General features: G+C 43.8%; 16 protein-coding genes. 8 read left to right on the top strand and 8 right to left on the bottom strand.

Features of this window, described 5'->3' with window-relative positions; translation table 11 throughout:
• Nucleotides 1–10 precede the first annotated feature (10 nt).
• Both ACNQGS_RS13305 and ACNQGS_RS13300 read right to left on the bottom strand, forming a co-directional pair.
• Complete coding sequence (locus tag ACNQGS_RS13305) at nt 11–1435, bottom strand: amidase (protein ID WP_491487728.1); 1425 nt, start codon at nt 1433–1435, stop codon at nt 11–13.
• Nucleotides 1428–1610, bottom strand: coding sequence for a hypothetical protein (locus ACNQGS_RS13300; RefSeq protein WP_491487727.1), 183 nt, complete (start codon nt 1608–1610; stop codon nt 1428–1430). The genes ACNQGS_RS13305 and ACNQGS_RS13300 overlap by 8 nt, the downstream gene beginning before the upstream one ends.
• Before the next feature lie 214 nt (nt 1611–1824).
• Here ACNQGS_RS13300 and ACNQGS_RS13295 point away from each other — a divergent pair, with 214 nt between their 5' ends.
• The 7 genes from ACNQGS_RS13295 (at nt 1825) to ACNQGS_RS13265 (ending at nt 7704) form a co-directional block, all read left to right on the top strand.
• On the top strand, nt 1825–2739 hold the full coding sequence (locus ACNQGS_RS13295) for a phosphotransferase (RefSeq protein WP_491487726.1): 915 nt from the start codon (nt 1825–1827) through the stop codon (nt 2737–2739).
• Between the two features lie 323 nt (nt 2740–3062).
• The gene (locus ACNQGS_RS13290) at nt 3063–3518 is read left to right on the top strand and encodes an RrF2 family transcriptional regulator (RefSeq protein ID WP_491487725.1); all 456 of its coding nucleotides are present in this window, start codon (nt 3063–3065) and stop codon (nt 3516–3518) included.
• Entirely contained in the window at nt 3496–3690 is a 195-nt protein-coding gene (locus tag ACNQGS_RS13285) for a YezD family protein (protein WP_491487724.1), read from the top strand. Before ACNQGS_RS13290 ends, ACNQGS_RS13285 begins: the two co-directional genes overlap by 23 nt.
• Before the next feature lie 124 nt (nt 3691–3814).
• Nucleotides 3815–4876 carry a sulfate ABC transporter substrate-binding protein gene (locus ACNQGS_RS13280; protein WP_491487723.1) on the top strand — a complete coding sequence of 354 codons (1062 nt, stop codon included), beginning with the start codon at nt 3815–3817 and terminating at the stop codon, nt 4874–4876.
• A gap of 17 nt (nt 4877–4893) precedes the next feature.
• Nucleotides 4894–5730, top strand: a complete 837-nt coding sequence (gene cysT, locus ACNQGS_RS13275; protein WP_491487722.1) for a sulfate ABC transporter permease subunit CysT — start codon at nt 4894–4896, stop codon at nt 5728–5730.
• A gap of 15 nt (nt 5731–5745) precedes the next feature.
• Nucleotides 5746–6606: a sulfate ABC transporter permease subunit CysW gene (cysW, locus tag ACNQGS_RS13270; protein ID WP_491487721.1), complete on the top strand. Its 861-nt coding sequence runs from the start codon at nt 5746–5748 to the stop codon at nt 6604–6606.
• Between the two features lie 3 nt (nt 6607–6609).
• Complete coding sequence (locus ACNQGS_RS13265; RefSeq protein ID WP_491487720.1) at nt 6610–7704, top strand: sulfate/molybdate ABC transporter ATP-binding protein; 1095 nt, start codon at nt 6610–6612, stop codon at nt 7702–7704.
• An 802-nt stretch (nt 7705–8506) separates the two neighbouring features.
• On the opposite strand, the gene ACNQGS_RS13260 is transcribed toward ACNQGS_RS13265, so the two are convergent.
• Nucleotides 8507–11665: a DEAD/DEAH box helicase gene (locus ACNQGS_RS13260; protein ID WP_491487719.1), complete on the bottom strand. Its 3159-nt coding sequence runs from the start codon at nt 11663–11665 to the stop codon at nt 8507–8509.
• A gap of 233 nt (nt 11666–11898) precedes the next feature.
• Between ACNQGS_RS13260 and ACNQGS_RS13255 the strand changes: the two genes are divergently transcribed.
• Nucleotides 11899–12225, top strand: coding sequence for an antibiotic biosynthesis monooxygenase family protein (locus tag ACNQGS_RS13255; protein WP_491487718.1), 327 nt, complete (start codon nt 11899–11901; stop codon nt 12223–12225).
• A 195-nt stretch (nt 12226–12420) separates the two neighbouring features.
• Here the strand turns inward: ACNQGS_RS13255 and ACNQGS_RS13250 are convergent, their stop codons facing one another.
• From ACNQGS_RS13250 to ACNQGS_RS13230, 5 genes are all read right to left on the bottom strand, one after another.
• Nucleotides 12421–13419: an NADP-dependent oxidoreductase gene (locus tag ACNQGS_RS13250; protein WP_491487717.1), complete on the bottom strand. Its 999-nt coding sequence runs from the start codon at nt 13417–13419 to the stop codon at nt 12421–12423.
• Nucleotides 13420–13715: 296 nt separating this feature from the next.
• Complete coding sequence (locus ACNQGS_RS13245; protein WP_491487716.1) at nt 13716–14615, bottom strand: DUF2971 domain-containing protein; 900 nt, start codon at nt 14613–14615, stop codon at nt 13716–13718.
• Between the two features lie 134 nt (nt 14616–14749).
• The gene (locus ACNQGS_RS13240) at nt 14750–16672 is read right to left on the bottom strand and encodes an FUSC family protein (protein ID WP_491487715.1); all 1923 of its coding nucleotides are present in this window, start codon (nt 16670–16672) and stop codon (nt 14750–14752) included.
• Between the two features lie 176 nt (nt 16673–16848).
• Nucleotides 16849–17160: an ABC transporter permease gene (locus ACNQGS_RS13235; protein ID WP_491487714.1), complete on the bottom strand. Its 312-nt coding sequence runs from the start codon at nt 17158–17160 to the stop codon at nt 16849–16851.
• Nucleotides 17161–17176: 16 nt separating this feature from the next.
• On the bottom strand, nt 17177–17824 hold the full coding sequence (locus ACNQGS_RS13230; protein ID WP_491487713.1) for a hypothetical protein: 648 nt from the start codon (nt 17822–17824) through the stop codon (nt 17177–17179).
• Nucleotides 17825–17905: the final 81 nt, after the last annotated feature.

Genomic DNA, 17905 nt, shown 5'->3' with positions numbered 1-17905 from the left:
CCTTTCTTTTTTAATGGGAGACTACACCTGTTAAATCTGGCTTCTGCCCTTGCATAAGATTTAGCTTTTCAATTGCAAATGCAACGTTTAAAACATTTTCTTCCTTAAACGCAGGACCCATTATTTGCAAACCGACCGGCAGACCATTGCTGATACCGCATGGCAGGCTTAGTGCGGGAAGTCCAGTCAAATTGCCTGGTCCCGTGAAGCGAATCACCTGGTCAAGGAAACTTTCTTTATTGCCATTAATGTCGACTGAATTATCACCGATAGCAGGCGGCAGGAACGGCAGTGTTGGCGAAATCAGAGCATCCACGTGCTTAAAAGCATGAGCAAAATCATTACTTAGTTGAAGACGGACCTGCTGTGCCTGCAGGTAGTCAACTGCTGGAATCAGTTCACCGAACTCCAATAAAAAGCGAACGTCGTCGCCAAAGTCCTCAGGACGTTTAAGCATATTGGCATGATGAATGGCGCTTGCTTCGGAAACAATCGTGACCAACTCGGCAAATTCAGATGCGGCAAGAGTAGGAATCTTGACTAGTTCAATTTTGGCACCCATCTTTTCAAGCTGCATAAGAGCGGCACGGACAGCTTCCTCTACCGGTTTGTCAACATTTTTAAAGAAATAGTCTTCATTTATACCAATAACCTTCCCGGAAAGGTCTTCTGATAGCAGCTCGGTATAGTTTTTCACTGGAGTATCCACGGAAGTCGGATCTTGAGGGTCGTAACCGGAAAGGGTTTCTAATAGCAATGCTGCATCATACACCGTTTTGGTCATTGGTCCGATATGGTCCAGGGACCATGCGAGCGGGAAACATCCAAACTTACTGATTCTGCCATGGGTTGGTTTTAGGCCGACGATTCCACAGCTAGAGGCTGGAATTCGGATGGAACCGCCTGTATCCGTCCCAAGGGAGGCAATGGTCATATCGGCAGCAACTGCTGCTCCTGAACCGCCACTTGAACCGCCAGGAATTTTGCTTAAATCCCAGGGATTATGGCAGGCCCCGAAATGCGGGTTAGTTGTCGTCGCCCCCCAGGCGTATTCGTGCATATTCAATTTTCCTGTAAAAATAACGCCTTCCTCTTTTAATTTCTTTACTACCGTTGCATCGTAATCCGGAATATAATCCTGGTGGATTTTTGAACCTACCGTGACTTTCTCGTCCTTAAAGTACAAAATATCCTTCAAGGCCATCGGTATGCCGTGCAGTCGCCCGCGATAATTCCCCTGAAGAATATCTTTTTCAGCCGCTGCAGCGGATTTTAAAGCGCTTTCCTTTTCAACTTGAATATAGGCATTGATTTCATCGTCGTATCGATCAATATTTTCTAAAACAGCTTTGGTCAATTCAACTGGAGAAATCTCCTTATCCCGTAACAGCGGGGAGGCTTCCCCAATCGACATGGCGGCTAAATTTTTACTCATTCACATTTCCCCCCGGCACGTGTTTTAAACCAATGTTATAGTCTGCAAGTTTTTCAAGATGCGGGTTGTTCTTTAATTGTTGATAGGATTGCCATTGTGCCATTAATGGCTGAATATGGTGTTCGGATACAGCAATTCCTTTCTTTTTCAGATGATCAATAATTTTTTCACTCACAATTCTCATCCTCCTAGATTAGAGTTGGTATTGGTCTTTGATCTTAACTATTATAAGAACTGCTTGTATACCTTAGATGCACTCAATCTAAACTATACCTTACGTCCAATTAAAAGATTGTAGTTTCTTGTTGTCGATTCTTGTTCAAAACGGCGATTATATTTCCTTTACTAGAAATAATATAATTTGAATAATGGAATCGGAGGTTTAATGAATGAGTGTGCCATGGTCGCCTGAAAGGGTTATTTCGAATGAAGAAGCAGCTAGGATGATTGAAAAACAGTTTCCGCAGTTGAAACGTGTAAGGATACAAGTCTTAGGTGAGGGATTTGACAATTCTGTGTTTCTGGTAAATGAGCAGTTTGTATTTCGTTTTCCTAGACGTGAAATATCGGTTAAGTTGCTTCAGGTTGAGAACCGGCTACTTCCGGTCGTGGCCCCTTTGCTGCCAATCCCCGTGCCGAATCCTATTTTTCATGGCATTCCTGAAGACGGGTATCCGTGGCCTTTTGCCGGGTACAAACTGTTAAGCGGGAAAACTTTGTCTGGTTTAACCACAGAACAGCGGCTTCTCTCAGTTGAGGGCTTGGCTTTATTTTTAAAAACACTGCATGCATTTCCGGTAAGCGAAGCGGAGATGCTCGGCGTTCCTTATGACGAGCTGGGCCGGACGGATATTTTAAAAAGAAAGCCGATGCTGGAAGCAAATATAGATAAGGCAATGGATTTAGGTTTGATAGAGGAATGTGAACGGGTGCGGTTGCGGTTATTTCTTTCAAACATTAAGGGCTCTTTAGAGAATGACACCAAAACGCTGGTTCATGGCGATTTTCATATTCGGAATATGCTGGTTGATAATAGTGGCATAGTGTCGGCCGTGATTGATTGGGGAGATGTCCATATTGGCAGCCCGGCGATTGATTTATCGATTGTGTACAGTTTTATTCCGGCGGAAGGCAGGGATTTATTTTTCCAATTATATGGTGATGCAGCTCCTGAAATAAAAAAGCTAGCTAGATTTAGAGCCGTCTATTCGCTCATCATGCTGCTTTTGTATGGGGATAGTCAAAAGGATAAACGGTTGGTAAACGATAGCCGAACTGCATTGGGTCTAGCACTGGACAATTAACCAAAACATTAACGCTTAGAGTGATAAATTCTCTAGGCTTTTTTTTACCTCAAAAGAAAATTCAAAAAGTTCTTGATTTTTTAAACACGGCATATTATGATTTTTAATTAAGTAATCCTATAGTTATTATCGGAATTTATTTTTACCATCATAAAATGGGCTAACTTTAGAAGAATTGGATAAGTGCCCTCCGCTTCTTCATTGCATATATTTATTAAAAACTAATACCTGTTCGTAACATTCCTGTCCCAGAACTCCATTTAGGGATTTATTTTTAGCAGTGAATGTTGACTGAAATACTCAACATTAAGGAGAGGAATTACATGAAGGTATCAAGTAAAGGAGAATATGCCCTAAGGGCCTTGCTCCTGCTCGGCGGGCATCAAGGAACTGTCCTCGGCATCCAGGAAATCGCCGACAAAACCCTGGTAACGACAAATTACCTTGAACAAATCCTGCTTCAATTAAAAAAACTGGGTTATGTAATGAGTAAACGAGGGGCAAAAGGCGGCTATATGCTGCTTAAAGAGCCGCAGGACATCAATATCGGAGAGATTATCCGGGAATTAGAAGGGCCTTTGTCACCGATGGCCTGTGCATCCATTACAAAATATGAACCATGTCCTTTAGAGGCGGGCTGTCAATTAAAGCCGCTATGGTCATTGGTAAGGGATACCATTGCCTATGTCCTGGAGCGGACAACACTTGAAGATTTATTAGAAAACCGAATAAGTCTATTAAAAGGAGAGGATTTAGTTGTCATTAAAACCACATCTTAATCAGCAAGTGCTGGAAAAACTCGAAAGTTTGTTGGAAGGCTTAGAATTTGGAACCGTACAAATCACCGTTCACGAATCACAAATCACGCAAATCGACCGATTAGAAAGACACCGGCTGCCATTGCAGAAAAAGACCAGCCAAGTAACCAACCAAAGGAAAAACGAAAGATGAATATGCTGCCGATCGGACCCCCGAAGGCCCTTTAGTTAGATGTACATGACGATGTACATGCAAAAACTAATGGGCTTTTTTTATTGAAAAAAGCCCGCCAATTCAAAAAAAAGGGGAGATAAAAATGCTCAAAAAAATCTTAATAACGGTAATTACACTAATGTTTCTTGTTGGGGCAGCGGGCTGCTCGAATCAAACTTCAACTGAACCGGCCAAGTCCAAAAAAGATGCCGCCGCAAAGGAAACCAATAAGAAACCGATTGAATTGTTAAATGTATCCTATGACCCAACCCGAGAATTATACGAGGAATATAACAAAAGCTTTGCAGCTTATTGGGAAAAGAAAACCGGTCAAAAAGTGACGATTAACCAATCACATGGAGGTTCCGGCAAGCAGTCCCGCTCTGTCATAGACGGTTTGGAGGCGGATGTCGTGACGCTGGCCCTTGCCTATGATATCGACGCTATTGCCGAATCAGGCAAACTCGCGGAGAACTGGCAGGAGCGGCTGGCTGACAACAGTTCACCGTACACATCAACCATTGTCTTCCTGGTGCGAAAAGGGAGTCCCAAAGGAATCAAGGATTGGGATGACTTGGTGAAAAAAGATGTTTCTGTCATTACCCCGAATCCAAAAACCTCCGGCGGTGCACGTTGGAATTACCTGGCGGCGTGGGGCTATGCTTTGCTGCAAAATAATGGTGATGAACAAAAGGCGCAGGAATTTGTGGCAAAGCTCTTTAAAAATGTGCCGGTATTGGATTCCGGAGCCCGCGGTTCAACGACTACTTTTGTTGAAAGAGGAATCGGCGACGTATTAATTGCATGGGAAAATGAGGCTTATCTTGCACTTAAGGAATTTGGCGAAGACAAATTTGAAGTAGTCAATCCATCTGTCAGCATTTTGGCTGAGCCTCCTGTTTCCGTAGTGGATACTGTGGCGAAAAGGCATGGGACCGAGGAAGTAGCAAAAGCGTATCTTGACTATTTATATACAGTTGAAGGACAGGAAATTGCCGCGAAGAATTTTTACCGCCCACGCAATAAAGATGTCGCAGAAAAATATGCCAGCCAGTTCCCTGATATCAAACTATTTACGATTGATGAGGTTTTTGGCGGCTGGAAAAAAGCCCAGGAGACTCACTTTGATGATGGAGGCGTCTTTGACCAAATCTATAAACCATAATGATTGGAGGCTTTCCCGTGTTTAATCAATCCAAACGCCGCCGGGTGCTCCCGGGGTTCGGCCTCTCAATGGGGTATACGGTCATCTATCTCAGCCTGATTGTCCTGATCCCGATTGCTGTTTTATTTTTAAAAGCAACTACGATAAGCTTTGCCGAATTTTGGGAGACTATAACGGATGATAGAGTCGTAGCTTCCTATAAACTGACTTTTTACACCTCCTTCGTTGCTGCAATGGTGAATGTCCTTTTTGGAACGCTGATCGCCTGGGTATTAGTAAGATATGACTTCGTCGGCAAACGACTTGTTGATGCGCTTGTCGACCTGCCGTTTGCCCTGCCGACTGCAGTTGCAGGCATAGCGCTTACCGCCATCTATGCTCCGAATGGGTGGATTGGGCAATACTTCGAAGCCGCCGGGGTGAAGATCGCCTATACACAGTATGGAATCATGATAGCATTGACGTTTATCGGCCTTCCCTTTGTGGTCCGGTCTGTCCAGCCAGTTTTACAGGAGTTGGATCAACAGTTCGAAGAGGCAGCTGCTACACTTGGTGCCTCTTCGGCCCAAATTTTTTTCAAAATTATTTTTCCAGCCATCTTCCCAGCCATGTTGACGGGCTTTGCCCTTGCCTTTGCAAGGGCCTTGGGGGAATATGGTTCGGTCGTGTTCATATCCGGCAACATGCCGATGAAAACGGAAATTGTCCCCCTGCTCATCATCACAAAATTAGAGCAATACAGCTACGGGGGGGCTGCCGCCATTGCCGCCGTTATGCTCGTCATCTCTTTCCTTCTATTATTCTTAATTAACTTTTGGCAATGGAGAACGGCAAGGAAACATCAAGTGACCTAGAGGAGTTTGAAGAATATGATTGCTAGAGAACAAGTCCATCTAAAAAGTCCAGGAGCCAACCGGTTTGCCCTGGCTCCGATAAGGAAATGGCTGCTGATTGGAACGGCTCTCGGATTCTTAGGAGTCTTTATCCTCATCCCCCTCATTGCGGTTTTTACTGAGGCATTGAAAAAGGGAATAGAATTATACTTTGCGGCCATCACGGAGCCTGATGCGCTGTCTGCCATTAAACTCACGCTCATCACCGCTGCCATCGCCGTTCCCCTGAATACCATTTTCGGTGTAATCGCCGCATGGGGAATTGCGAAATTCAATTTTAAGGGAAAAAACTTTTTGATTACCCTGATTGATATTCCTTTTGCTGTTTCCCCTGTCATTGCAGGTCTCGTGTTTGTGTTGTTGTATGGTTCAAATGGGGTGTTTGGTCAGTTACTGGAAGCAAATAATTTAAAAATCATATTTAATATACCGGGAATTGTTCTTGCCACTACCTTTGTCACCTTCCCGTTTGTTGTCCGCGAGTTAATCCCAATTATGCAGGAGCAGGGCACCGAGGAGGAGCAGGCTGCAATAACTCTCGGTGCGAGCGGCTGGCAGATGTTTTTCCGGGTCACCCTCCCAAATATTAAATGGGGGTTGTTGTACGGCGTGATTCTTTGTAATGCACGTGCTATGGGGGAGTTTGGCGCCGTTTCGGTTGTGTCCGGCCACATCAGAGGGCTGACCAATACCCTCCCTCTTCATATTGAGATTTTGTATAACGAATACAACTTTACCGCCGCCTTTGCCGTGGCTTCTCTGTTGGCCATGCTTGCCCTGCTTACGTTAGTTATGAAAAGTATTTTGGAATGGAAAACAAATAGAAAGGGAGATTAAGATATGGGGATTACAATCAGTGGCGCAACGAAAGTATTTGGTGCTTTTGCGGCCGTCAAAGATATCAACCTAGAAATATCAACCGGCGATTTTGTGGCATTATTAGGTCCTTCCGGTTCTGGGAAAACCACCCTTCTCAGACTGATTGCAGGACTGGAGGGGTTGGATACAGGTTCGATCTTTTTCAACGGTGTTGATTATTCTTTCAAAACCGTGAAAGAACGCAAGGTTGGTTTTGTATTTCAGCATTATGCCTTGTTTAAGCATATGACGATTTTTGAGAACGTCGCCTTTGGGTTGAAGGTAAGGCCGCGCAAACTACGGCCTTCTAGGATTGTTATCAGGGAAAAAGTACTGGAATTATTAAAGCTGGTGCAGCTGGAGGGTGTGGCCGACCGTTATCCCTCCCAGCTTTCAGGTGGACAGCGGCAAAGGATTGCGCTGGCACGGGCGCTGGCTGTGGAGCCAGAGGTACTTCTTCTCGACGAACCATTCGGAGCGTTGGATGCAAAGGTTCGCCAGGAACTGCGCCACTGGCTACGGGAAATCCATCGAAAGCTTAATATTACCACTGTTTTTGTGACGCATGATCAGGAAGAAGCACTTGAGATGGCCGACACTGTTGTGGTGATGAATCATGGGAAAATTGAACAAATTGGTACTCCTGCGGAAGTCTATGAAAAACCAGTAAATGCTTTTGTTTATAGCTTTTTGGGTCGGGTAAATGAATTCCGTGGGGCTGCTGTGTATAATGATGTTGCAGTTGCGAGGGATTCAGCGGTAGAAAGGGTTGGGTATATCCGCCCCCATGAGATTGGGTTGAGCAGGTTTTCCAACGGGGGTGGCATACCAGCGGAAGTCTCACATGTCAATGCGGTTGGTTCCACTGTACGGGTTGTATTGAAAAGGCTTGATACGGAGGATTTTTTTGAAGCTGAATTGACGAGTGGCAATTTTCGTGAACTTGGTCCGTTTCATAAAGGTGATATTCTTTATGCTGATTTTACAAATATTGTTGTGTTTGAGGCTAAACAGGATACTCAGCATGGAAAAGTAATGGAAAAGGTAGCTGCTAGGGCTTTTTCGGCATTTACGTAATAGAGTTTGTTGAATTGTTTTGTGATAACTACCCGAGGCGGAGGTTCTTTACTAGTTCGGGGGTTATGATGGGTTCATAACTACCCGTAACGAGGCTACTTTTCCTGTTCGGGCGTTATAATGCGTTCATAACTACCCAGGATGGCGCGGCTTTTCCCCTTCGGGCGTTATAAAGCTTTCATAACTACCTGGGTGGCGCAACTTTTCTCGTTCGGTAGTTATAAAAGCTTTCATAACTCCCCGGGGTGGCGCGGCCTTTCCCCTTCGGGCGTTATAAAGCTTTCATAACTCCCCGGGATGGCGCGGCCTTTCTCGTTCGGGCGTTATAAAGCTTTCATAACTCCCCGGGATGGCGCGGCCTTTCCCCTTCGGGCGTTATAAAGCTTTCATAACTCCCCGGGATGGCGCGGCCTTTCTCGTTCGGGCGTTATAAAGCTTTCATAACTCCCCGGGATGGCGCGGCCTTTCCCGTTTGGGTGTTATAAAGCTTTCATAACTCCCCGGGATGGCGCGGCCTTTCCCGTTTGGGCGTTGTAAAGCTTTCATAACTCCCCGGGATGGCGCGGCCTTTCTTATTCGGTCGACTAGCACCTTTCTATGCGACCGATTGTTTGGAAAATCCACTGGTTCAGGAGCATAGACCCTTTCTACGCGACCGAATGTCTAGTAAATTCGCCAGTTCAGGAGCATAGACCCTTTCTACGCGACCGAACGTCTAGTAAATTCGCCGGTTCGGAAGCATAGAGCTTTTATATACGATTGTACAATTAAAAGATATTCAAGCTAGGTTCGCCACACACAACTATATCATCAGTATCTCTCTAATATCCTCTTCAGTAAGACTCCCCATCGCCTTCTCATCCGAATCAATGATTTCCTCTATTAAGTGCCTCTTTTTATCCTGCAGTTCATTAATCTTTTCCTCGATGGTGCCACGGGCAACAAGCTTGATGACCTGAACCTCATTTTGCTGGCCCATCCGGTGGGCGCGGTCCGCAGCTTGTTCCTCGACGGCCGGGTTCCACCAAGTGTCATATAAAATAACGGTATTCGCCCCCATCAAGTTAAGGCCGGTTCCGCCTGCTTTCAAGGAAATCAGGAAAAGGTCGCGTTCACCGCGATTGAACCGTTCGCAGATTTCCACCCGCTCTTCAGATGGAGTCTGCCCATCAAGGTAAAAGTATGGCTGTCCTTTTGCCGTTAACCGCCGTCCAATCAACGCCAGCATTTTCGTAAACTGGGAAAAGATTAACACCCGTCTCCCGGAAATCCGTGATTCCTCTAATATTTCCATGAGCTGTTCAAATTTTGCCGACCCGCCTTGATAGCCGTCTACGAACAAGCCCGGATGGCAGCAAATCTGCCGCAGGCGGGTCAACCCCGCTAAAATCTTGATACGATTTTTTCGAATCGTGTCTTTGTCCAGATGCTTTAATGTATCATGCCGAAGCTTGGCCAAGTAAGCAGCATACAACCTCTTTTGTTCAGGTAACAGCTCAACCAAATCCAACGATTCGATTTTTCCAGGCAGTTCGGATAAGACATCCTCCTTCATCCTGCGCAGCAAGAATGGCCGGATCCTGCGAGCGATTTGTTTTCGGGTCAGCTGGCTGAATTCCTTTAGGCCAAGGAAAAGCTCTGGAAAGACGACATGAAAAATCGACCACAGCTCCTCCGATGAGTTCTCAACCGGCGTGCCTGTCAGAGCAAAACGATGATGGGCCTGCAGCTTTTTTACCGCCCGGGCTGTTTGCGTTAACGGATTTTTAAAGGCCTGGGCCTCGTCAAAAAACACGGTATGAAAGGTTTGTTTTTCAAACCAAAGGATGTCCTTACGCAGCAAAGGATAGGAAGTGACAATGACATCGACATCGGAAAGATCCTGTTGCTGCCTGTTCCGCTCCTCCTTCGAACCATCAATGACCACTGCCCGCAGTTGGGAGGTCCCCGTAAATTTCCTGAACTCGCTTAGCCAGTTATAGGTCAGAGAGGATGGACAGATAACGAGGACCGGCTGCTTTTGCTTGCGAATTTCCGGAAGCACCGACACAATAAAAGCGATGCTTTGAATCGTCTTTCCGAGCCCCATATCATCGGCTAAGATTCCCCCAAAGCCAAAGTGGGCAAGAGTCTTCATCCATTTAAAGCCAACTTTTTGATAATCTTTGAGAATAGGCTCAAGACTGCGAGGCACCTTGAAGTCCAGGCTCCCCGGGTTCCGGAGCTGCTCCATAAACTGCCTGAAGGATTCCTCTAGCTTAAAGGTATCGCTCACCTCCACCGTATCCAGCAGCTGCAAACACTGTTCGATAGGCAAGGCCAATCCATTCCCTAAGTCACCGGCCTTCATAAGTGGTGAATGGAGAAACTGCTGAATCTCCTCGAATTCCCTTGTTTGCAAGGATAGCAGAGAGCCATTCGGCAATCTATAATACTTCCGTTTTTCCTCGAGCGCCTCCAAGACATCGCGAATCTGATTGTCGGAAATGCCGTCCATTTCAAACTTGAATTCCAGCCAATTGGTCCGTTCCTTCTTTACCTTCACCCTTATTTTCGGAAAAACATTTTCTCGAAAAATCCGACTGCGGACAGCCGTTGTCGCATAAATTTGGGCGAGCTTTTGCAGCCTCGGTACGACATAGACCAGAAATTCGTACTCAAGATCCTCATTATGCAAAAAATAACCGCCATCCGTCTTGGCGAAGGAGCTGTCCTCCATGATTTGCAGGATTTCCGCTTCCCTCTCGACATCCCTAACGACCATGGAGCCTGAGGGGAGTTCCCTGCACTCCAACGGATTGATCACCATATGTTCATAGTGAAACTCAAGCCCGGCAAGGAGTCGGTTTTTCACCCGATCCAAGTAGAGCTTGACCTTCAACGGTGTTTTCATCCAGGTTTTTGTGATGGAATCGGCAATCTGCACCTGCCCCAGCTCTTTTAATCCCGGGGCGACTTTTTCAAGAAAAAACGGAATTTGTTCGTGCGGGATAGGGATTTTGTTGGTCCCGGAACCATGGAGCATTCGTTTTAGTTCCAATAACCTCTGGAAATCCTGATTCTTCAATTGTGTTATTTTCCCGTCGTAAAGAACGGAGCGATAGGTTTCCAAAATTAGTATCTGGTCAAATCCTTCAACCACCAGTAGATTTTCCGTAAAAGCAAACTGTAATGGCAGCGAACCGTCTGACAGCTGGAGTTCTTCATAGGTTTGGCCATTGTACTGTATTTTGACCCTGGGAGCCTTTATAAGTAATGGCAGGAGCCGGTCCCATAAGGATGCCGAAATCGGCAGGACTTGCGGATCCAAAGCTTCCTTTCCATACGCCTGTTCATCTCGAACCATGTTAATCAGCTGCTGAATAACGGCATCGGTTTCTTTTTGAAAGCAATGAAGGCTCGGGTCGTAAGTAAAGGAATCCGATAGAACATATCGATTTCCACTACTGACCTTGTCCAAAAACTCTCTGATATTTTGAACCTCGTTCTCTTCTACCTCTATCTCAATGCCCAGAATACGCCGGCCCTCGCCTGCAGCGACTGGTTTACAGCTAAACCTCGCATCCAGCACGGTTCTTTTTTCAAAATAATTCTGGTGTCCGCTGGTCTGGACGGGCTTATTATCGAAAATAGTCAGCAAGCTGGCGGTCAGCTCCTGATTCAGTAAATTCGGTGTTGTTCCTTGCCGTTGATGATCGTATATCACCAATAAAACCGCCGCAATATGCTGACAATCCTTTTGAAAAGAAGCGAGCTTTGGGCAGCTGCAACTAGTGCGGAACTTACCTTCAGCTTCACTTACAACAGTCACATGGAAATCCCCGTCAACCATTGCTTGGCAGCGATCTGGACCATATTCGGTGAAGGTCACTTTATTCGTCCGATAAAAATAATCTCCTCTTTTGAAGGAGACTGCTCCACACATATCTGTGATGATTTTATAATTTAACTCTATGTTCATGCGGTCGCTCCTTCGTTAAGAGATTTCAATAGTACGATTTTATCATAAGGGCAGCCCAAATTCATACATAAGGAAATACGGGAGACTTTATCATTTGTTCCAACCTTATAATCATATATAAAGATCAAATACAACTTTTGGTTTATTTTCCTTTTCAAGCACAATTGATTTAATAAGGAAAGAATGATTCAAGGCTTATGTTTGAGCATCAAAGTAGATAGGGGGAACGAACATTGAGTAACACAGACAAAACTCCAACACCACCATACTATGCGGTCATTTTTACATCGGTACGAACCGATGGTGACAATGGTTATGAGAAGATGGCAGAAAAAATGGTCGAATTAGCCTCGAGGCAAAAAGGTTTCTTAGGAATTGAAAGTGCCCGTGACAAAGAGACAGGAATTACCGTCTCCTACTGGGACTCTTTGGAGGCGATAAAGGCATGGAAGGAACATACAGCACATAAAGCGGCGCAGGAAAAGGGCCAAACTGAATGGTATAAGCATTACAAAGTGAGAATCTGCAGGGTGGAGAGAGCTTACTCTTTCGATAAATAGTGGTGCATATTGCTTAGAGTGTGAGCCACATTTTGATCGATTCCAAAGTGAGTTTTGTCCGTAGGAGCGGGGCTTACGGACATTTTGATCGATTCCAAAGAGAATTTTGTCCGTAAGAGCGACCCTTATAAGCAACAATCTATCAGAAAAGAGCGTTTCAATTATACTAGCTCTACAAAAGATTCAGTGCTCTCTCTACTTTATCCTGACAATAACCTTCCCCTTGGCTCGTCCTGTTTCCACGTAATCCAATGCTTCCTGTGTATCGACAAACGGATACACTCGGTCGATTACAGGGATGATTTTACCCTGCTCGATTAAACCTTTAATAAAGGTTAACTGCTTACCGCTTGGTTTCATGAAATGATAGAGATACTCTACGTTATACTTCTTTTCTAATGATGCAGTTTTGAGGTTGACGAGTGAAAAGAGAATCATTCGAAATAAACCTAAATTTTCTTTTCTAGCAAATTTGGCATCAGGCAATGCGGCAATGGAAACAATTTTTCCAAGCGGTTTTAAAATTTCAAACGATTTGACCAGCGTATCTTTTCCTACCGTATCAAATACTGCATCGTAATCTTTTATAATCTCTGCAAAACTTTCTTTTTTATAATTAACGATTATATCCGCCCCTAGGGACTTAACAAGGTCGTATCCCTTTTCGCTAACAGTGGTTGCCACCAATGCTCCCATTTCTTTAGCCAGTTGGATTGCAAAGGTGCCTACCCCACCTGAACCTGCAGGTATAAAGACTTTTTGTCCTGCTTTAAGCCCCATCATCTCAAAAGCTTGTATAGTCGTTAATCCCACCAATGGGATTGAGGCAGCTTCTTCAAAGGATAAATTACCTGGCTTTAAGGCGATATCATCCTCGTGAACAGCAACCATCTCAGCAAATGTCCCGATTCTGGTTTTTCTAGGCCGGCCAAACACCTCATCTCCGATTGAAAACTTTGTTACCTTCGATCCCTTCTTGATGATCGTCCCCGAAAAATCATTCCCCAACGTTAAAGGAAATTCATATTTCGCGAGCAGCCTCACGATTCCATCTCTAATTTTAAAATCTACAGGATTGATGCTGGCTGCATGAATTTCAACCAACACCTCATATTCACCCACAATAGGAGTCGGCCTCTCCATTAAGCGTAACGGAACATTTTTACCGTATCGATCTATGACCATTGCTTTCATTTTGTAGCTTATCTTCCCTTCAGTTATCGGAATAAAATTGACAATAAATTTACAATTCCTCCAAAATGGATTAACAAAATTCGTCTATACTGAGTGTATCAAAATCAAATACAAAGGAGACTTAAAAATGATTGATTTCTTGATTCGACTCATTATATTGACTCCTGTTTGCACGCTGCTTAGCCCTTAACATCCCCCTCTAGGGAGTCCCAAACATTGTAACACTCAGCCCACACTCTACACAGCAACTCCTCATTTCAGTAGAAAAAAACGAACAGCATCGATTACCGTTCGCTTCAAAATCTTAATGGGGCTTTTGACGTACAAAGTTCTATTCCTTCTAGCTTTTTCACTGACAAATAGAATTCTAACCCGGACTTGACAATATCTAATTTGGTTCGGGGGCCGATCGTTATTTTGCGAACCAAAAGCTTGCCTTCCCTTGATTCATCGTTTTGGTCAACCACAGGTACTTTAATAAACGGGATAAATGCCCCTCGGGACACCCGAAAGTGGATGTGTTCATCGGATTTTGGGATGAAAATGAATCTGAATTCTTCTTCGCAGGCAAAGGTGGGATGCTTAATAAAGCAGCCTAATGTTCCGAAAGTAAATAGCAGCACACGAGAAAAACTCTCCTCTGATAAATTGGCGTTTCTTACCAATTTCAGCAGTCTGGTAATCACTTCTTTCACAATTTGCCTTTGTTTCTCCTCATCATAAACCACTTTTCCAACAAAGGTAATTTGTGAGTTAAATGATTGACCAAAAAATTTCGAGGCGTCGATTCCGATATTGCAGCCCTCATTCGCCCCGTAGTTATACCAGAGCGGCAAGGAATCAGGGTTTTCCGTTAAAGAAAAGGCGAAGATGTTTAAATCCTTATAATAACTTTCGGTGGAGGAAAAATCCTTGTATAAGGCAATAAAGGTCTCTTTTTCTTTGCTGTCCTCAATCTCACCAATAATCGCCCGAACTATTTCCGTCACATAGGCGATCTCTTTATAATCGTTCATGAAGTCCACACGGGTAATCCAAAAACACTTTTCCCGGTCAAGGATATTATTTAAAGCTTTCATGGACGTATAATGATAAAGCATCGGACCTTGCATGATTTTGTCCAGGTTTTCAAAAATATGCTCTTTAAAATAATCCGCCATCTGCTGGCTGAAATCATCCAATATGACTTGTCCCAAGACTGCTCCTCCTCCAGTTTTTTCTTTTATTATTGCTAATTATTGGAGAGAACATTTCCTTTTGGGCCAACTTTTTGAAAAAACTAAACGCGGTTGCAACCACGCTTAGTTTTTTGATAACTTCGAAACCGCTCCTAAAAGTGAACTCCTTCATTATTTTGAAGTGCTTTTTGTAAGTAACGGAGCTCCTTTTGGATACTCAGGAATGATTCGATTCCAGGAATCGGTTTTAGGGGCGGTGCTTTTTTCAAATGGGTCGCTATCGCCATCGTTTCACACGCTAAGAGCAGCTGGGCAAGATCATCATCAGCCAGAATCGGACGGCTGCTTAGTTTAGCTGCATTCTCCAGCAGATAACCTAGATGTTCAATAGAATGGACAACCGGCCAGTAATAATCCAATACATCACGATTGACCGGAATTTCACCTGAAGCAGTATTATACAGGATTTTTAAATTCGAAATGTTCGTTCTCATTTTCTTTAACTCTGTGCTTTTTCTAGCATTAAACCCTTTTCCTTGGTCAGAGAAAAGGACAAACAAAAATTGCGACTGACTGCGTATGGTTTTGCTGATTAAGTGCGGCAGGCGGCTTGAGGCGGACCTCCTCCCAACCAGCCATACCCCTATTAGACCAATGATACTGCCGATTAAAACATCCATCATTCTTGCCGAGGCAAAATAGGCAAAGCTAAAGCTCCCGTGGCTTGTGCTTTCTGCCATAAGCAACGCATTAGGGGTGAAAAACAATGCCGCTAACGCATAATTCTTCACGATAAACAGCTCCGTAATGAACGTAAACAGTAAAACTAATAAAGCAATTATGTATCCATCAGGATGAATCGAAAGAATCAAGCTGGCAATTAGAATTCCAAGCAATGTACCGATTCCTCTTTGAATCGCCCGATGGTAAGTGGCGACAATAGAGTAGCCCGACATGACGGCCACGCAGGACAACGGTACCCAGAAGGAACGGGCAAATCCAACCTCAAACGCGAAGATGGCAGCAATGATCGTGATGATCCCAAACCTTATGGCAGCAATAAAAATAATCGAGTTTTTATCAAAGGCCCCTCCAAAAACAGTCTTAAGTGACAACTTCGAGAATTCAACCTCTTGATTGATTTTGGAAGTGGGTTCATTCATAACTGCATCTGCATCATAAATCAATTTAAATAAATGAGCGACCGAAGCATCCATCTCTTCAGGCTGTAAAATGACTTCTGAAGCAGAATCACTTTTATTTTTTTTGCCTAACGAGTTTGCTATTTTTCGGACAGACTGCGCTGCTTCCGGCGGTAGTGGTGCTCGGTGTTCTGGAAAATCTTCAAGTAAATAAGTAAAAATATCATGAGCCGAATTGTTTAATACATATAAACGTTTGAAATAGTTCGTTTCCCTGATAGGCGTTTGCCCTGATGCCAATGTTTCGTCCGCATCCATTAAGGCTGACATGACACGGTGCCGCGACTCGTGGAATCGGTCTGTCCCTACTGAATCAAGCAATGCTGCGAGCTCTAACAGGCCCCTTTTAACTACTCCTGTTTCAGGACCATGGGGATCAGAAAACCAGCCAAGCATAGCCAAAATCCACGATAGACTCCCGCCCAGGAAGACTAAGCCTGCTCTTAATGGAGCAATCTCTGGTGCCTGGGGCATTCCTGTTACCATTGAAAAAACGAGGACCAAGAAGATGGCAGCAGGGCCTGCAATCCTTAATGCTCCGAAAATAAAGATGGCCGAAGCACCGATGATTCCCATAAATATCGCTACCATAATGGGATAAGGGGCCACCAGTGTACCCAAGGCAGTAAGAAAAGTGAGGGCAATGACAATCCAAAATATCTTTTTCGCTCTTTGAGCGTATGGGACATTAAACACATATAGATATGTAAATCCGCCCAATCCGGCAATTAATCCATATTCCAAGTTGCCAAATAACAAGCCAATCAAAATCGGCAATGCTGCAGCCAGGCCTGCAGTAAATGCCTTCAGCCACGGAAATGGCTTCCTATTGACAGACAAAGCTTGTTTTAATAAAGATGGTGTTTTCTCCATACCAACCACTTCTTTCTAAAACTTAAGTCATAAAATACATTTTAAAACAAATATTTTTTTAAGGAGGAAATAATGCTTATACTATCGGAATAGAAAAGCCTAAATCACATAGTGATCTAGGCTTTTCTATTATTTCCGATATTGCTCCATAGTAATCGAGTAATGGACTGACCTAATTAGGCTGAATTTCCTTTTATTAATGAAACTATTTTTACAATCATTCCAATGAAAACATAAAGAATCCCGTTGCCGACGATCATTAAACCAACAAAAGCACCGGCAATGGCTCCACCTTCACCTGTGCTCCCTGCACTATGGTCCATCTTTACAAATATGGCCCCAATTAAAAAGGCAATGATGGGACCGAGCATACTGATAATAATCCCAGACCAAAAATAGTGCATTTTTTTCTTATTATGTAGAGAAATTGCTCCCCAGTTGAACAGCGTAAGCAATAGTATTATCAGCAGCCAAATTACTGCATCCATATGAACACCATCCATCTCATAATTTTCGGCTTTTCCCGCCCGACTTGATGATAATATTCACTCCATTTACATCGGCGCTATCAATGTGGTTTTTCATTTTCGATACATCAATATCGGCTTCAATCATCACTCGTTTCCTTTCCTTGTTGCCAAGCTTTATTGTGTAAGGGGCATTGGCGTTCATTAGCGTTACGATTTCATCCTCATATTTGTCGTAAAATTCAATGGTAAAACGGACATCCTTGCTGCTGTTGTTTTCAAATGGAAGTACACATTCGCCGTGCAATATTTTCTCATTAGCCATTTCTAAATGGCACCGGCTTTCGTTGTGATTGAAGGAGATTGTATAAATACCTGTTGCAAAATATTTTTGAATGGAACTGGCCAAAAAAGATGGGATAACCATTGCTCCCAAAAAGGCAATAACTATGAATCTAGTTTGATACTTATTCAATGATTTTGAAAGCAAATAAAGACTCATCATTAATACAACAAATAAGGAAATGCTCAAATAGTTCAACCCATTTGCCGGACTAACAGGTATATGAAACATCGATGCCAGTGTCTCTCCAAGGGGATTTGCATTTGGGAAAGGAAGGGTTAAGATCATCACAGCAAAATATAGGATGATCGATATATATAAAGATTTTTTATCCCTTATCATAATGGAACCCTCCTGCCTTCTAAACATTCTTAATATAAGTTTACCATTAACTTGGATAGATTTGGAAAAATTTTAAAAACC

The sequence above is a fragment of the Neobacillus sp. PVCKKU3 genome (assembly GCF_058323225.1).
The sequence above is the reverse complement of the archived record's forward strand: the minus strand, read 5'-3'. Positions and strand labels throughout refer to the sequence as shown.